The organism is Rhodococcus sp. MALMAid1271 (genome assembly GCF_049195265.1).
GTDB lineage: Bacteria > Actinomycetota > Actinomycetes > Mycobacteriales > Mycobacteriaceae > Rhodococcoides.
The window spans coordinates 213523-226164 of sequence record NZ_JBMIRQ010000067.1 but is presented as its reverse complement, the minus strand read 5'-3'; the positions used below and the strand labels follow the sequence as shown (position 1 = coordinate 226164).

The following is a 12642-nucleotide window of genomic DNA, read 5'->3' as shown; positions in this document are numbered from 1 at the left end:
GGCTGCGGGAGATCATCGCATCGACACCGAAATCTGTTGCGTGGATGCGTGAACAGCTCGAGCCCGCGAAGGGTGACGGTGAGAGGACGGCATCGGTGAAGGCAGGGTCGAAGCTCCCGATCTCCGCTGCTGCTGTCGATTCGGCGGATGAGACTGTCGCACTGCTGTGTTCGTGGGTGTCTCATGCTGCGGAGGCGATGCACAATACTGGCCCGGATATGTCGCGGACGTGGCAGGTGTTGGCGTCGCGTCATACGACGGATGGTGAGCGTCGGGTGCAGGGTGTCCGTGCCGAGGATCTGACGGTGGTGGATACGTGTACTCGGTGGTTGTTGGATCGGATCGAGACGATCGCGGGCTGCGATTGGGTGGGTGATTTCATGTCGGAGTTGGCGTCTCAGCGTTCGACAGCACTCGCTCGGTGGCCGTACGAGGAGCGCCCTCGGACGGTGCAGGGTATCCGCTGCGATGTGTGTGAACGTTGCACCCTGGTGGTGTATGCGCCGGCGTTCGAGCCGAAGTATGTGACTCAGCCGCTGCTGGTGGACGGTCAGACGGTGCCGTTGGTCGATCACGTGAACGTGTACGAGCGAACTGTTGACCCGGAGGACGGGACCATCGTCACCCGCACTTCGCAGGTGATCGTCGAGCCACGGTTCTACGCGGACGGCACCCCCGTCGTCGCGACGATCAAGGTCCTGCAGTACGCGCCTCCGCTTCTCGTCCAGTGTCAGGCACAGGACTGCGGTTACGTCGTACTCCCTGCCCGCTGGGATGTCCTGTCGGGCCGCAAACTCGAAGAGAAGGCACACTTATGAGCACTCGACAGCTGGTCATCGTCGATATCGAGACCACATCCCTGAACACCAAGACCTGCGCAATCCTCGAAGTAGCTGCGGTCAACACGGCCACAGGTGCGAGTGTGCGCTTCGTGCCGTTCGTCCACGACGACGACCTTGTGCACGTCGACCCCGTCGCAATGCAGATCAACGGCTACCACGACCGAGGTCTCTACGAGGAGATGCTGTCGCCTGCAGACACCGAAGAGTGGTGGGACATCCTCCGTGGGATGCTCACCGGCAACACATTCGGGGGCTCGAACCCTCGGTTCGATTCGGATCTCGTTGCCCGCGAGATCGACCCAACGGTGTGGCATCACAGGCTCGCGGATATCGCCAACTACACCGCAGGAGCTCTGAAACTCTCGCCGACCGAGTTGCCGGGCCTCGACCGATGCTGCGAGCTCCTCGGTGTACACAATGACGGACCGCACTCGGCTCTGCACGATGCCATCGCGACGGCACGGTGTTTCGCTGCAATTGAGCGCCTGCATGGCGAAGATTCGGAGTGGATTCGATGAGCGCGGTGGTGGCCCGTATCGCGGCCGCACTCGCAGACAAGCTGCGTGAGGACGATGACGCCGACAACTACCACACGATCGACAGGCTCGCGTTGGAGTTGGCGTCTGTGGTTGCTGCCCTCCCCGACATCGCCATCGTGCCCACAACGTCAGTCGAGTACGCGCCGTGTTGGCAGAACGAACATGGCGTTCACCCACTGAACAGCACCACGGCATGGCGCAAGGGTGCTGAGGATGACGTCGAGCGGTTGAGTGCCGATGATCCCGAGATCTTCCTCGGCAAGCACTACCGGACGCCCTGGATCGCTGCTCGCGCTGCGGAAGGCCAAGCATGACCACCTGCAAGAAATGCGGCCGTCCGATCAGCCGCGTCAACTACGCGCTCGGCCCGGAATGGATGCACGGCGGCGGACCTCACGGTGATCAATATCCAATCGGTAGTTACGACATGTTCGCCGCCTACCGCGAGTGCCGCACAACCGTCGCAGAACCAGCCGAGAAGGACGCCGACCATGAGTGACATCGACGCCGAGGGTTTCCAGCGCGGAAGTGCGACGTGCACCTGTGGACCTCTCTATAGCTACGGCGGTCACATCGAGCCCGGCCAGTACAACCCAAGCTGCCCCGAACACTCCACCGAGGAACTGTCGTGACGCCCGTGGAGTTGGCGGCGATCGAAGCCCGAGCGTCGGCATCGTTGCGTGAGATCAGGGCTGAACACATCTTCCAGTCCGGTACTGCGGGGGACGGTGTCCACGAGCCGCAAGAGACTTGGGAAGGCTGCTCGTGCGGGGTTCTTTACGACGAGTGGCAGCAGCACGTCTGCCCTGAGGATTGCCCCTGCCGGGATGCGGAGCCCGTCGACATTCCAACCGCTCATGCTGAGCACCTACTTTCGGTGGCTCTGCGTGCTCGCCTGGTCGGCTTGGCTGCGCTGCGGGAACGGGACAACACCATCGCACGAGTACGGGCCGAAGTCGAAGCCATCGAAGGTCTCTCGCGAGAACCATTGGGCGAGGACATGACGTCTGCATTCAACCTCTGCCTACGTGGCCTCCGCGCTGCCCTCGACCCGCAGGAGACGGAATGAGCATCTGCACCGAAAGCCGAGAGTGTGCCTTGAACGCTGGGCACACCGGAATGCACGCCACCGAATCGGCTGCGCAAGAGATCGTCGCCTGCGAGACGTGCGATCACCGGTACCGCTTCTACGCGCTCAACGACGGCGTGTGCCATCGCTGCATCGCCGAGGATCAAGCGGGGGAGTCGGGGGTGGTGTTGTGAGCACACCGAACCCCACACACATCGACGTCGCGGCAATGGCACTACTCGACGCACTACGCAACGACGAGACGAACTGGCTCAATCAGCGTCGATGGGATCCGGCAACGGCTCGACATCACATCGCGCATGTGGTGTCGAAGCTGACGGACGCCGGCTACAGCATCGCGCCCACTTCCGGCAAGCATCTCGAGATCGAGCCGGACACAGAAATGCGGGGGGTCGTATGCAGGGAATGCGGCTGGCATTTGGCCGGTATCCATGTCGACGTCGATACCCAGAAGCGAAACCATGATGAACACGTTGCTGCCGCTGAGGGGGAGAAGGCATGAGCGCGCTCGAATTGCCGTGGGGCACGAGCCTGAAGATTCACGGCGGCGTCAGTGACAGTGGGGAGAAGTTGCCGCCGTTCGCGCTGTGGATGTGTCCTCGATGCGTAGCGATGGTGGTCGAAGAGTTCCGTGATCACCACGAGCGGTGGCATCGGACCGCTGTCGGTGAGGTGATCCCATGACCGGCCCGATGATCGTGTGCGCGTTGGTGATCGTCCCCCATGTCATCGCTGCATGCATCCTGGTCGCCGCGGCTAGCTCGTGGGTGTATGACCGGCTCTCGGGTGCGTCGGATCGTGCCCGTACGTATCCGGTGGGCAGTCCTGAGCGTCGAGCATTGGAGCGGGTATGAGTGATCGTGAGGCTGAGATTCAGTCGGAGGTGTGGCGGATCAAGGGTCGGGCTCGGGATCAGAAGCGGGGCTTGTCGCGGGGGGAGCGGGCACGGCTCGCGGAACTGCGGTCGGAGGAGAACCGACTGATGGTGGAGGCGGATAAGGCGCGTTCTGCTGCATTGCGGCTCCCGGTCCCGAAACCGGCCATCACCAGACCTGCCGCACCCCGCCCACCTGCCTGGTATCCGCAGGGTAAGAACAAGGGGGACTGGGCGAATGGAGTCTGACGAGCTGGCACCCATCGACGGCGAGATCGTCCCGATGGGTGAACCCGCCGAGATTTACAACCCGGTGTCCATCGAGCAGGCAATCCGGGATTGCGCGAACCGTATCGCGAAGGGTGTGCGGATCTGCAATTCGCGGTACAAGGAGTTCCTCGAGGCCGATCATGCGTACGAGTTGGCTTTCGCGCGTGCATGGGTCGCCGACGACGGAGCCGCAAACGCCAAGAAATACGTCTGCGAGGTCGCGACCGAGACGGAACGCCAAGCCCGCGATGTCGCCGATGCGGCGTACCGGTTCGCGGACCGGCAGGCGAAAGCACTCGAATCAGAGCTCCGCGCTTGGCAATCCGTGGGGGCCAGCGTAAGGCAGGCCTACGCAACAGCAGGGAGAGGTGAGGGAGCGTGACGACCAGCAACGACGATCTGACACGGCTGATGCAGGACATCGCCGAGAAGCGGGATGCGAGACGTGCCGAAGAGGAGCGAATTGCCGCTGAGCGCACCGAAAGACTGCGGGCTGCTGGGATGTCCGACGATCAGATCCGTGTCGCGTGTGGCGTGATGCAGGAACTGCTTGACGAGCAGGTAGCGCTGTGTCGGAAGGAATGGGACCGGGCGATGGAGAAGGTTAAGCGCAGAGTGCGATCGGGTCGGAACACAGGCAGGGGTGACGGATCATGAGCGAGGGTCTCGAGGAAATGAAGGCTATGGAGACGTGGGCCAATCCGTTGCTGCCGCCCGTGTTCCCCGCCCGCCTGGAACTACCGAACAGGAAGGCGATCGACGTCGATATGCTGGACCATCTGATCGCGGGCCTGCCGCCGTGGCAACAGGAATTAGCGCGGAAAGCTTTCGGCCCCGGTGAATTGCAGATTCTGATTCCCCCTCGGGGCTATGGTCCTGCTTACGGATTCGATCTGATGAAGCTGCTTTTCGATGAGGTCAAGCTCCTGCAAGACGGTGGGCACGACGCAGCTGAGCCCGCCGCAAAGTCACTGGCCTCGGTGCCTAAACCGTCGTCGAAGGTTCCGTTCTGGGCCTATGACGCCAATAAGTCTCGCCGGCCCCGGAAGCGCCGTGGCCAACCGAATAGTCAGGGGATCGCATGACAGTCTGGTTCACGTCCGATCTGCACCTCGGGCATCAGAAGGTCGCGCAGGAACGCGGATTCGATGACCCGGATGCGCATGATGTGGCGATCTACGACAGTCTCGAATCCACCTTGAAGCGTGGGGACCAACTGTGGATTCTCGGAGATATGACGGTCGGTGGGAGCGCTGCGGAAGCGGCAGCCCTGTTCGGGCTCGGGGCGATCGCTGCACCAGCACACGGGATCGAACTGCATCTCATCGCGGGCAATCACGACTCGTGCCATCCAATGGCGAACCGCAACAGTCACAATCGTCAGCGCGCATTCCTTGAGACGTTCACGTCAGTGCAGTTGTTCGCCCGTCGTCGGATCGCTGGACAGCCGGTGATGTCGTCCCACTTCCCGTATCGGGGCGATCACAGTCCGCAGGACCGCGGTGTCCAGTATCGACTACCCGACCTCGGGGAGTATGTGCTGCACGGTCATACGCACAGTCCATCGGTTGGAACGGGCAAACAGATCCACGTCGGCTGGGACGCCTGGCACGGTCTGGTGGAACTCGACGAGATTGCCGCGCTCATCGAAGATGACCAGGCGCAGCTGTGAGGGACTACCTGGATGTGGACAGTCCGACGTTGCTGACGATCGCTGATGCCGCCGAGAAGGTGGGTCGTACACCTGCGGCACTGCGGAAATGGATCGAACGGGGCTTGCTGAAACCGGTCGTGACGAAGCCACCGTTCGGGCATCTCGTGGATTTCGATGAGGTGTCTCGGGTAGCTGCTGCGACACGGCATCGGAAAGGTTGCTTAGCCGAAGGAACTATGTCACACTGATTGCCAGCAGCACCCTTGTCTCTATGGCACGGGTGCTGTTGTCGTTGCGTGGGACGTTGCGCCCGAGGCGGTTTCAACCGTGAGGCGACGATGACAACTGAATCCCCGCGCCGCCCCAATCGGTAGCGGGATCATGGAGAGTGAACCGCGATCGGTTCGCGGGACCGCCTCGAAAGCGGCTCGGGTGTAACAGCCAGGGGTTCGATCCCTCCGCTCTCCGCAGCAGGGAAGGTTAACCGGACAGGGTTCCGGGATCGCTTGCTAAGCGAATTGGACGTAACTGTCAGGGGTTCGAGTCCTCAACCTTCCGCAACTCGACACTGCGTCAAGCCCTTCCGCATTGGGGTAAGCGCGCTCATGACCCAGTCCATTGTCTTCGCGGTGAGGCGTCAGCTGCGTGGTGTCGAGGTCTTCTTCTGCCACAACAACATAGGGGAGCCAGTCATGCTGTTCGGTATCTCGTTCGAGACGTATCTGGCTGTCGGCAAGGCGATCATCGGGATCGTCGGCATCATCCTCCCGCTGCTGTCCCTGTTCTGATGCGACCGCCGTGGTGGTTCTGCTGCGGATGGTGGTCGCCATGGTGCGTCCTCGATGTGTACGCACACAAGCTGTTGCCGCATGTGGGCATCTCGTACTTCTGCGGCAAGCATGACGCTGCCGCCATACGCGCCTTGGAACTGTCGTGATCGGCGAACTGTGGGCCGAGTTGGTGGCTGCGATCGTCCGATGGGTGATGAGTAGACCGGCTCACTGACCAGCATGAAAGCTACGGGTTGGTTGCAAGTCGTTGAATCTTTCTCAGTGTCGACTCAAGCTCCTCAACCCGTCTTTCAGTCGCGGTACTGACCGCTATTTCAACGAAGCTTCCGTCATAGAGTGCCCGCGGCTCAACTCTCAGTTGCTCGGCGAACGACATGAGTTCGCTGACACGCAGTGGCCGAGAGCCGGACTCTATTCGGAGAATCGTCTGTTGATGCCAACCGTCGCCTAGCCGTTCGGCAAGTTGGGCTTGAGTCATGCCTCGCATGACCCGGACGTCTTTCACTTTGCCGCCAATGAACTCGTTCAAGGTATCAGTTTTCATGCCTAGGAGAATATCATTAATAGTGTAACCAAGTGGCTCAAAGGACCCCCGGTTACTGCATGAACAGAGTCTCGGGCATAGCAATGAGGGCTTCCACCGACGGGTAAAGCGAGGTTCTGCGATGCAGTCGTTGACCGATCAGATCGAACACGAACTGCTGTTGGTCCGTGGCGCACGGGAGCGCCGCAACATCGTGGAGGAATGCGAGCATCGGAACCTGCTCGATGACCTGCTTGCGAGGGTCCCGCACGACACCCGCTTCTGATGGCAGCCACGAAGACCACCACCCAACGCGGTCTCGGCTGGTCCCACCAGAAGCAGCGTGAACGCCTACTGCGGCAGCATATCGACGGCACACCCTGCTACTGGTGTGCATTGCCGATGTTCCGGGACAGTCGATCGAACTGGGATGGCGACGTCCTCGCGGCTGACCATTCACTGTCCCGTGCGTTCGCTGCCTCAGCTGGCGTCACCTCGAAGGCTGACCGCCTGTTGCACAGCATCTGCAATAAGCGCCGCGGTGATGGCAGCAAGGACGACACGAGACCGGCTCTGACTGGGCTACCCCTCGAAGCTCTCACCCCATCCGAGAAGGCCCTCGGCTTCCGCGCTATGCCGTGGCCGTGATCGAAGGAGACCCGCATGACGACACCGAGACACGCGCTGGACCATCCGACCGAGGCACCCTTCTACGGCGATGATGTGCAGCATCTGCTCAACCAGTTCGAGTACAGCCATCTGCCACCGCATCTAGCTGAGGTGTCACGCCCTCACTCCGAGCTGGCTCACGCGATGGCAGGCACCCTGTTCCCGGGGCCTGAACTGTTGGTCGGTCTCCGCAAGCTGATCGAGGCGAAGGACTGCCTCGTTCGCCAAGCCGTCGAAGACGCGAAAGCATGAGCCTCGGTGAATACCCTGACCTCACTGAGCCGGGGTGGACGTCACTCGAACAGCATGGCTCAGGCATCGAGTCGGTGCACTACCCCGATGGCCGCATCCGCATCAGGCATGAGTGCACTCGGCCACGTGACGGTCGCACCTTAATCGTCGCTCCCGCATTGCAGCTCGAGTTCAAGCCGAACGGACACCACGTCCTCACTCGCAACCCACTCACCGTGTCGCCCTCCATCATGTGCGGCGACTGCGGGTTGCATGGCTTCATCCGTGAAGGCCGATGGGAAGGATGCTGATGGGCGAGTACCGCAGTCTGCGACTGCCGACGCTGATCAGACTGAGGGGGAAGCTCACACGACTCCTCAGCAGACACCACAAGCCCAGTAAACGCCAGCCCTGACCACCTACCCCACCCCCTCGATATTCCTAAGGCCCCCCGGGTAGGGCTCCTGACTGCCTCGGTAGCCAGGAAATTTTTTGACAGGGTCCAAAAGGCCTCACGAAGTGGGGATTCATGCCTTCCGAAGATGTGCTCAATCTGGATGCGGCTGGCCGTCGGTTGTACGACGATCTGGCCGCGGAGACTGACCCGTATTCGCTGACGACTCTGATTGTGGAGGCTGCTCGGACGAAGGACCGGCTCGACAAACTGGACCAGTTGTTGCGCGGTGAAATCGAGACGTGGGCGGTGTTGGTTCACGATCTCCGTACCGAGGATTACGAGCTGAAGATCAACTCGGCCGCAGCGGAGGCCCGCCAGCTTGCGTCGGTTCTGCGGCAGTTGCTCGCTGAGATCCAGCGCCAGAAGGGTGACGGTGGGGGTCCAGATGAGCAGTCCGACGACCTCGCTGGACTCACCGGTACATGAGCATTTCCCGAAGCTGACCGGTCGGCAGGAGCCGCACTTCTTGTCGCGGCAGCCGGGTTCGTCGGAGCACGGCGAGAAGGCGATCGAGCTGTCGGTCCGCATCGGGTCGCGCCCGTTCCCGTGGCAGGCCGATTCGCTGGATGCGATTCTCGCGAAGAACCCGGACGGGACTTGGACGCACCCGGACTGCTGCATCTTGTGCCCGCGCCAGAACGGCAAGTCACTGATTCTGACGCTTCGGATTCTCTACGGGCTGCTGGTCCTCGGAGAGACGATCATCTTCACGGCGCAGCGCTGGACGACGGCCGAGGACATCTACAAGCGGACGTACGCGCTGATCTCGAAGCGGCCATCGTTGGCCGGCCGAATCGCGAACACGACGTGCTCGCAGGGCCGCGGTGTGATCGAGATGAAGAACGGCAACAAGGTCGTCTTCACTACTCGTTCTCAGGATTCCGGCAAGGGCCTGACGAAGCTCGACCTGGTCATCTACGACGAGGCGTACAACCTCACTGAGGGTGAGATGACGGCTCTCGGTCCGACGCAGCTCGCTGCGTTAGATCCGCAGACGATCTACGCGTCGTCGCCGGTCGACGAGGACAAGGACGCGAACGGCAATGTGCTGGCCGCGATCCGTGAGCGGGGACTCGCCGAAGAGCTCGAAATGTACTTCGCAGAATTCATGGCCCCCGAGGAAATGGACCGTGAAGACGAGGAGACCTGGAAGTACGCGAACCCGTCGTACGGCGTGATCCAGACGGCGAAGAAAATCCGAAAGCTGATGCGCGGTATGAGTACCGCTCGCGGCCGGAAGAGCTTCGACGTCGACATGCTGGGTCGTGGTGATTGGCCGGTCGAGGTTGTCGAGTTCGATTCGTTCTCGGTCATTTCGGAGGAGAAGTGGTTGTCGATGGTCGACAAATCTCCTGGCTTGACTGGGCCCATCGCACTCGGGCTGGATCGTTCGATCGACCACAAGTGGTGGGCGATCTCTGCTGCGCAGCGAACGATGGATGGCCGAATTCACGTGGAGGTCGGCTACTTCCAATCAGGCTCGCATACCGAGATCGTCGATCTGCTCGTCGATCTGATTGCGCTGTGGGACCCGTGCGTACTGGTGACGGACTCCCGGTCGTCAGCGGCGATCATCGAACCGCAGCTGCTCGAGGAAGAGATCGAGCTGGTCAAGACGTCGGCGCAGCAGATGGTCACCGCGTGCGGTGGCTTCTACGACGACACCGTCGAGACGCCGATCATGTCGCACACCAATCAGCCCGCCCTGACAGACGCAGTTGAGGGTGCCGTGAAACGCACACTGCCGAAAGGCGACTGGGCGTGGGACAAGCAAGCCGACGCGGTCATCGCTCCGCTCGTCGCCGCGACGCTCGCACGCTGGGGACTCATCACGTACGGGTCCCGGCAGAAGAGCACACCGGTAGCGAGCCCCGCCGTAGAGGAACTCGTCGAAAGAAACGCCAACGACTTCGACGTACTCGAAGACTTCGATGCACTCGAAGCCGCATTCTGAGGGAGGTGAACGATGGCAGATTCTGTTGTGACACCGTCAGTTACAGAGGCTGGGTACGTCAATGGACGCGGCAAGGACTTCCAGAACTGGGACGAAGACGAGAAGGTCCCGGACCTGCAATGGCCGGCGTCGGTTCACGTCTTCTCGCAGATGATGGCCGATGACCCTCGGGTGTCTTCGGTGCTCGAGGCGATCTGGCTGCCGATCATTTCGACGGCGTGGCGTGTTGAGAAGAACGGTGCAAGCCCCGAGGTGACTCAGTTCGTCGCCGACAATCTGGGGTTGCCCATCGACGGCGTCGAGACATCGGTGACGGCGCGGTCGAAGGGCCGGTTCTCCTGGTCGGAGCATCTGCAGGATGTGCTGCTGATGTTGCCGTACGGGCATTCGTTCTTCGAGCAGATATACCGGCTCGACGACGACAAGATGTACCGGATTCGGAAGCTTGCCCCGCGACCGCAGAAGACCATCAGTGAGGTGAATGTCGCGCTCGATGGCGGGCTCGAATCGATTCGCCAGGCGAACGCCATTCAGAACCCGTTGAAGGTGACTGTCAACGACATGCTGCAGAAGCCGATCCCGGTGAGTCGGCTCGTGGCGTACGTACGTAAGCGGGAGCCGGGAGTGTGGACCGGACGGTCGATGCTTCGTCCGGCGTACAAGCACTGGTATTTGAAGAACGAGTTCATGCGCGTCCAGGCCGCTGCAGCGCGACGCAATGGCATAGGCCTCCCGGTTGGTACCGCTGCTTCGGAGGATGACGAGGACGAAGTGAAGAAGATGCAGAAGATCGCATCGGCGTCACGGAGCGGCATGAACTCGGGTGTCGGTCTCGCGAAGGGGCAGACGCTCGAACTGATGGGTGTGACGGGCAACCTCCCGGACATCGGATGGGCGATCACGTACCACGACAAGGCGATTGCTCTGGCGGGTCTCGCGCATTTCCTGAATCTTGACCGAGGCGGTAGTTACAACCTCGCGTCGGTGCTGAACGACACGTTCGTGCAACAGGAGAACAGCATCGCCAAAAGCATCCGCGACACCGCGAATGCCCACATCGTCGAAGACCTTGTCGACATCAATTTCGGGCCGGACGAACCGGCCCCGCGAATTGTGTTCGACGAGATCGGATCTCGGCAGGATGCGACAGCGGCCGCGCTCGCCATGCTCGTTCAGGCCGGACTGCTCGACGTCGACGACCTGATGAAGGTCTCGATCCGGCAGAAGTTCGGTCTGCAGACGGGTGAGGCCGAGCCTGAACCGGAACCGGAGGTGCCAGCAGCGTGACGGCTCCTACAGTTCCGCAGGCTCTTCCGCTTTCCCATCAGCCGAACGTGGAGTTGATGCACGCGGGAACATGGTCGGCATCGACTGGTGTCCACACGTTCACCGCAGATGACTTCGCCTATGCGGTAGCAGCGCTCGACTGTCCTGCTGTGCGCCGCCCGATCCTGAAGCTCGGTCACACCGACCCGCGCTTCGACGGTCAGCCCGCTGTCGGCTACATCGACAACCTGGCTACGGCCAGCGAGGGTCGCGCGCTGAACGGTGACTACGTGGGAATGCCGGGGTGGATGACGACAGAGGTCCTCGCGTCGGCGTACCCGGACCGGTCCATCGAAGGGGCGTGGGACTTCCAATGCGCCCTCGGTCATTCGCATCCGTTCGTGCTCACTGCGGTCGCGCTACTTGGTGAGACTCCGCCAGCTATCGGAACTCTCGCATCACTCCAGGACGTCGCAACTCTGTACGGCGTCGCTGCCAGCGGCACCAGCGGCGGCACCCCCGTAACGGTCCACATGAAAGGCAACACCATGCCCAACCCACGACCCACCACGGTCGCGGCCGGCGTCACCACCGAGGACGTGCGCCGCGCGTACTACGACACAGCCGGCTGGTCCATCTGGATCGAAGAGATGCACCTCGACCCGCTGCAGCTAATCGTCATCGATGACGACACCGGCCAGCGTCTCCGGGTTCCGGTGACCGTGGCCGGTGACGGCACGGACGGTGTCACCTTCGGCCAGGCCGTCCCGGTTGTCGTCCGCTACGAGGACGCCAATGCTGTCGCTGACCCCACTACGGCAGAGCCCGCGCCCGCTGTGGCCGCATCTGCTGCCCTACTTCGGTTCGCGAATCGAACCGAGTCACGCCCGGGCGCAACGCCTCGGGCATCCACAACCCCCGTCGCCGCACCAAGCCCGACCGGGTCTACACAAGAAGGAGGCTCGACAGTGGCACTGACACTGACCGACGAGCAGGAAACCTCCCTCCGCGAGGCCCTCGGGCTTGCAGAGGACGCCGACGTCGACGCGTTGATCGCGGCGATCGAGGAGCTGGCCACCGCGCCGGACCCCGTACCCGCCACCGCGGCAGCGTCGTTCGCGACACCCGCAGCACTGAAGAGCGCGGCAGCGAAGCTCGGCATGAGCGTGCACGACGACGCATCGCTCGAAGCTCGCCTCGCCCGCGGCGATCAGGCGTTCGAGACGCTGCAGAAGCGCGACCGCGATGCTGTCGTCGACACCGCACTCTCCAAGGGCAAGATCGTCCCCGCTCGCCGAGAGCACTACGTCGGCATGATGGCGATGGACCCCGAGGGAACGAAGGCGTTCCTCGAAGGCCTCCCCGACGAGTGCGCTGTACCGATTACCGAAATCGGTCACGGTCAAGGCGATGTCGTGAACGCATCTGCCAACGCCGACGTCCGAACCAGCGACGCCTACAAGGGATTGGAGGGCTTCTGAG

24 protein-coding genes and 2 tRNA genes are annotated in these 12642 nt (G+C 62.1%); 25 read left to right on the top strand and 1 reads right to left on the bottom strand.

What is annotated here, in order from left to right:
* The first annotated feature begins 44 nt into the window (after positions 1–44).
* From ACOQFP_RS09890 to ACOQFP_RS09805, 18 genes are all read left to right on the top strand, one after another.
* Positions 45–818, top strand: a complete 774-nt coding sequence (locus ACOQFP_RS09890) for a hypothetical protein (protein ID WP_421584190.1) — start codon at positions 45–47, stop codon at positions 816–818.
* Complete coding sequence (locus tag ACOQFP_RS09885; protein ID WP_421584188.1) at positions 815–1360, top strand: exonuclease domain-containing protein; 546 nt, start codon at positions 815–817, stop codon at positions 1358–1360. The genes ACOQFP_RS09890 and ACOQFP_RS09885 overlap by 4 nt, the downstream gene beginning before the upstream one ends.
* The gene (locus tag ACOQFP_RS09880) at positions 1357–1695 is read left to right on the top strand and encodes a hypothetical protein (RefSeq protein WP_421584187.1); all 339 of its coding nucleotides are present in this window, start codon (positions 1357–1359) and stop codon (positions 1693–1695) included. The genes ACOQFP_RS09885 and ACOQFP_RS09880 overlap by 4 nt, the downstream gene beginning before the upstream one ends.
* Entirely contained in the window at positions 1692–1880 is a 189-nt protein-coding gene (locus tag ACOQFP_RS09875; RefSeq protein WP_421584185.1) for a hypothetical protein, read from the top strand. The genes ACOQFP_RS09880 and ACOQFP_RS09875 overlap by 4 nt, the downstream gene beginning before the upstream one ends.
* A gap of 129 nt (positions 1881–2009) precedes the next feature.
* The gene (locus ACOQFP_RS09870; RefSeq protein WP_421584184.1) at positions 2010–2450 is read left to right on the top strand and encodes a hypothetical protein; all 441 of its coding nucleotides are present in this window, start codon (positions 2010–2012) and stop codon (positions 2448–2450) included.
* On the top strand, positions 2447–2644 hold the full coding sequence (locus ACOQFP_RS09865) for a hypothetical protein (protein WP_421584183.1): 198 nt from the start codon (positions 2447–2449) through the stop codon (positions 2642–2644). The genes ACOQFP_RS09870 and ACOQFP_RS09865 overlap by 4 nt, the downstream gene beginning before the upstream one ends.
* Positions 2641–2973: a hypothetical protein gene (locus tag ACOQFP_RS09860; RefSeq protein WP_421584182.1), complete on the top strand. Its 333-nt coding sequence runs from the start codon at positions 2641–2643 to the stop codon at positions 2971–2973. The genes ACOQFP_RS09865 and ACOQFP_RS09860 overlap by 4 nt, the downstream gene beginning before the upstream one ends.
* A complete protein-coding gene (locus ACOQFP_RS09855; protein WP_421584181.1) occupies positions 2970–3155 on the top strand; it encodes a hypothetical protein in 186 nt (61 codons plus the stop codon). The genes ACOQFP_RS09860 and ACOQFP_RS09855 overlap by 4 nt, the downstream gene beginning before the upstream one ends.
* Complete coding sequence (locus ACOQFP_RS09850) at positions 3152–3325, top strand: hypothetical protein (protein ID WP_421584180.1); 174 nt, start codon at positions 3152–3154, stop codon at positions 3323–3325. Before ACOQFP_RS09855 ends, ACOQFP_RS09850 begins: the two co-directional genes overlap by 4 nt.
* Entirely contained in the window at positions 3322–3594 is a 273-nt protein-coding gene (locus ACOQFP_RS09845; protein ID WP_421584178.1) for a hypothetical protein, read from the top strand. The genes ACOQFP_RS09850 and ACOQFP_RS09845 overlap by 4 nt, the downstream gene beginning before the upstream one ends.
* On the top strand, positions 3584–3997 hold the full coding sequence (locus ACOQFP_RS09840; protein ID WP_421584177.1) for a hypothetical protein: 414 nt from the start codon (positions 3584–3586) through the stop codon (positions 3995–3997). Before ACOQFP_RS09845 ends, ACOQFP_RS09840 begins: the two co-directional genes overlap by 11 nt.
* On the top strand, positions 3994–4272 hold the full coding sequence (locus ACOQFP_RS09835; RefSeq protein ID WP_421584175.1) for a hypothetical protein: 279 nt from the start codon (positions 3994–3996) through the stop codon (positions 4270–4272). The genes ACOQFP_RS09840 and ACOQFP_RS09835 overlap by 4 nt, the downstream gene beginning before the upstream one ends.
* Complete coding sequence (locus ACOQFP_RS09830; RefSeq protein WP_421584173.1) at positions 4269–4700, top strand: hypothetical protein; 432 nt, start codon at positions 4269–4271, stop codon at positions 4698–4700. The genes ACOQFP_RS09835 and ACOQFP_RS09830 overlap by 4 nt, the downstream gene beginning before the upstream one ends.
* A complete protein-coding gene (locus ACOQFP_RS09825; protein WP_421584172.1) occupies positions 4697–5287 on the top strand; it encodes a metallophosphoesterase in 591 nt (196 codons plus the stop codon). Before ACOQFP_RS09830 ends, ACOQFP_RS09825 begins: the two co-directional genes overlap by 4 nt.
* Positions 5284–5517, top strand: coding sequence for a MerR family transcriptional regulator (locus tag ACOQFP_RS09820; protein WP_421584171.1), 234 nt, complete (start codon positions 5284–5286; stop codon positions 5515–5517). Before ACOQFP_RS09825 ends, ACOQFP_RS09820 begins: the two co-directional genes overlap by 4 nt.
* Positions 5518–5652: 135 nt before the next feature.
* Positions 5653–5737: transfer RNA gene (locus tag ACOQFP_RS09815), tRNA-Ser, on the top strand.
* Positions 5738–5743: 6 nt separating this feature from the next.
* Positions 5744–5827: transfer RNA gene (locus ACOQFP_RS09810), tRNA-Ser, on the top strand.
* 47 nt (positions 5828–5874) lie between these two features.
* Positions 5875–6057, top strand: coding sequence for a hypothetical protein (locus ACOQFP_RS09805; protein ID WP_421584170.1), 183 nt, complete (start codon positions 5875–5877; stop codon positions 6055–6057).
* A 229-nt stretch (positions 6058–6286) separates the two neighbouring features.
* On the opposite strand, the gene ACOQFP_RS09800 is transcribed toward ACOQFP_RS09805, so the two are convergent.
* Positions 6287–6604, bottom strand: coding sequence for a helix-turn-helix domain-containing protein (locus tag ACOQFP_RS09800; protein ID WP_421584169.1), 318 nt, complete (start codon positions 6602–6604; stop codon positions 6287–6289).
* 121 nt (positions 6605–6725) lie between these two features.
* On the opposite strand from ACOQFP_RS09800, the gene ACOQFP_RS09795 reads away from it, so the two are divergent.
* From ACOQFP_RS09795 to ACOQFP_RS09765, 7 genes are all read left to right on the top strand, one after another.
* Complete coding sequence (locus ACOQFP_RS09795; RefSeq protein ID WP_421584167.1) at positions 6726–6869, top strand: hypothetical protein; 144 nt, start codon at positions 6726–6728, stop codon at positions 6867–6869.
* Positions 6869–7231: a hypothetical protein gene (locus ACOQFP_RS09790; protein WP_421584165.1), complete on the top strand. Its 363-nt coding sequence runs from the start codon at positions 6869–6871 to the stop codon at positions 7229–7231. The genes ACOQFP_RS09795 and ACOQFP_RS09790 overlap by 1 nt, the downstream gene beginning before the upstream one ends.
* Before the next feature lie 15 nt (positions 7232–7246).
* Positions 7247–7504: a hypothetical protein gene (locus ACOQFP_RS09785; protein WP_421584164.1), complete on the top strand. Its 258-nt coding sequence runs from the start codon at positions 7247–7249 to the stop codon at positions 7502–7504.
* A 508-nt stretch (positions 7505–8012) separates the two neighbouring features.
* The gene (locus tag ACOQFP_RS09780) at positions 8013–8366 is read left to right on the top strand and encodes a hypothetical protein (protein ID WP_421584163.1); all 354 of its coding nucleotides are present in this window, start codon (positions 8013–8015) and stop codon (positions 8364–8366) included.
* Complete coding sequence (locus ACOQFP_RS09775) at positions 8326–9894, top strand: hypothetical protein (RefSeq protein ID WP_421584161.1); 1569 nt, start codon at positions 8326–8328, stop codon at positions 9892–9894. Before ACOQFP_RS09780 ends, ACOQFP_RS09775 begins: the two co-directional genes overlap by 41 nt.
* A gap of 12 nt (positions 9895–9906) precedes the next feature.
* Positions 9907–11181 carry a phage portal protein family protein gene (locus tag ACOQFP_RS09770; protein WP_421584160.1) on the top strand — a complete coding sequence of 425 codons (1275 nt, stop codon included), beginning with the start codon at positions 9907–9909 and terminating at the stop codon, positions 11179–11181.
* A complete protein-coding gene (locus ACOQFP_RS09765; protein WP_421584158.1) occupies positions 11178–12641 on the top strand; it encodes a phage protease in 1464 nt (487 codons plus the stop codon). The genes ACOQFP_RS09770 and ACOQFP_RS09765 overlap by 4 nt, the downstream gene beginning before the upstream one ends.
* Position 12642: the final 1 nt, after the last annotated feature.